2 protein-coding genes are annotated in these 1,791 nt (G+C 69.9%); both read left to right on the top strand.

Features of this window, described 5'->3' with window-relative positions; all coding sequences use genetic code 11:
- Nucleotides 1-377 (top strand): 3-oxoacyl-[acyl-carrier-protein] synthase III C-terminal domain-containing protein (locus ACJA3G_RS36255; protein ID WP_406557283.1); only part of this gene is annotated, 377 nt, incomplete at its 5' end.
- Between the two features lie 1,064 nt (nt 378-1,441).
- Entirely contained in the window at nt 1,442-1,612 is a 171-nt protein-coding gene (locus tag ACJA3G_RS36250; protein WP_406557282.1) for a hypothetical protein, read from the top strand.
- Nucleotides 1,613-1,791: the final 179 nt, after the last annotated feature.

Here is a 1,791-nt window from a genome sequence, read left to right as displayed (position 1 = left end):
CCCGGCACTGCCTACGCGAACAGGGCCCGCAAGCCTTCACCCACGCGGTCACGCGCATGACCGCCTCCTCCCAGCACGTACTCGACCGGGCAGGCTGGCCCGCCCGCTCCGTGCACGCCTTCATCGGCCAGCAGGCCAACGCCCACCTCCTCACCGCCGTCGCCGACCAGCTGGGCATCACAGCACGAAGCTGCTTCGGGAACATCGCCGACGTCGGCAACACCTCCGCCGCCTCCCTGCCCCTCGCCATCGCCGACACCGCGGCACGCCAGGCCGTCCAACCCGGCGCCCGCACCCTGCTCACCACCTTCGGCGCCGGACTCACCTGGGGATCAGCCGCCCTCACCTGGCCCGACGCCAAGCCCCTGCTCGTGTAGAGCGGGCAAACCAAACCCCACCAGCACCATCAGCCACCGCACCGGCGGCAGCGGTACCACCCGCAGGCAATCTCCGGCTCCCGATCGAAAGCCGCCCTCCCCCCATGCCTGCCACCACGGAACGGAGCAGCAGACTCAACGAAGCGAACACGGTTTCCGGCACCGAACCGCGGCCTCCACCACAGAGCGTCAACCCCGCCACCCGACGCGACCCCGCATGCTCACACGACGCCTGTCCTCCGCCAGCCACCGCTGGCACAGCGCTGACCACCCGGTTCGCGCCCACAGCAACGCCCGCTCACCCAGGGCGCGCGCGGCCTGCGCGAACCACAACACCGGCCAGGAGCCCTGTGTTTCCTATCCTGGCGTCGGGAGGTGCGCGTTGTGCCCGAGGGGACTGTGAAGTGGTTCGATCCGGAAGAAGAAGCCGGTGTCGTCACCTGGCACGCTGGCGAACCGGACGCCGTTGTGCACGCTTGCGCCATCCAGCTCTGCTGCCGCGCACGCGCCCTGGCCGAGCAGGACGCGGTCATCCGGGCTCAGCCGCGCTGCCCCCACAGCAGCGCTGAGCCGCGCTGAGGCGACGATCTCCGTTCGGTCTTCTCGGTGTCACAGCGGATCCGGTGGCCGGGGACCGTGGCGGTTCCGGTGACGGCGAGCGTCCAACTGTCACCGGTGCCGGGGTGCCCCAGCGGGAACCATCCGTAGTACCTGCGAAGACCAGCCGATGGCCCTTTGTTCCGGGGGCCGGTTCCTGGGCGCGGGGACGCGCTGGGCGTGCGCGGGCTCGCTGTGGCGATGTGGGGGCTGCCCCTTGCGGCCCGTGCGCCTTTGTATGCGCGGTTGCCCGCAACGGGTGTGAACGGGTCATGTGGAGGTGTCCACGGGCGCCTTGTGGTGGTGCCGCACCCGCACCCCTGGGGCACGCCCCGTCACAGGGAGGCATCCCCCCATGATCCGGTGTCTCAGACGACGTCCCGCCCCCGACACATACGCCGGGCGTTCCCGGGCTTTGCGTCGATCACCTGCCCCGTTGGCACGGCGCCCCGCAGGGAGGGCAACTGATGTACTCCCGCCCCCGCGGCCTGCTCTTCTGGCTTCTGATGGTCATCACCCTGTTCGCCATCGCCACCGCACCCCTGCAGATCGCCCACGCCGTACTGGCCGTCTACCACGGGACAGGGACGTTCTTCACCTCCTTCAGTCTCTTCCTCAAAACCCTGGAAGCAGGCTGACGAACAGCCGCCCCCTCCAGCTCACTCCCCCCTGCCCGGAGCACACCCGACGTTCCAGGAGCCTCCTATGCCCGTACTTCGCTGGACCCTCCCGCTCGCCCTCTGCGGCCTCCTGTTAGGCACCAGCTGCGCTGTACCGCCCCCAGCGCCGGACTTCAACATTGACCTCCTGCCCGTCA

The organism is Streptomyces sp. YS-3, from assembly GCF_045257485.1.
In the GTDB taxonomy this organism is placed as follows: domain Bacteria; phylum Actinomycetota; class Actinomycetes; order Streptomycetales; family Streptomycetaceae; genus Streptomyces.
The sequence above is the reverse complement of the archived record's forward strand: the minus strand, read 5'-3'. Positions and strand labels throughout refer to the sequence as shown.

Excerpts from the sequence above, each read along its gene's own strand:
- ACJA3G_RS36250 (WP_406557282.1), top strand. The coding sequence starts at position 1,442 with ATGTACTCCCGCCCCCGCGGCCTGCTCTTCTGGCTTCTGATGGTCATC.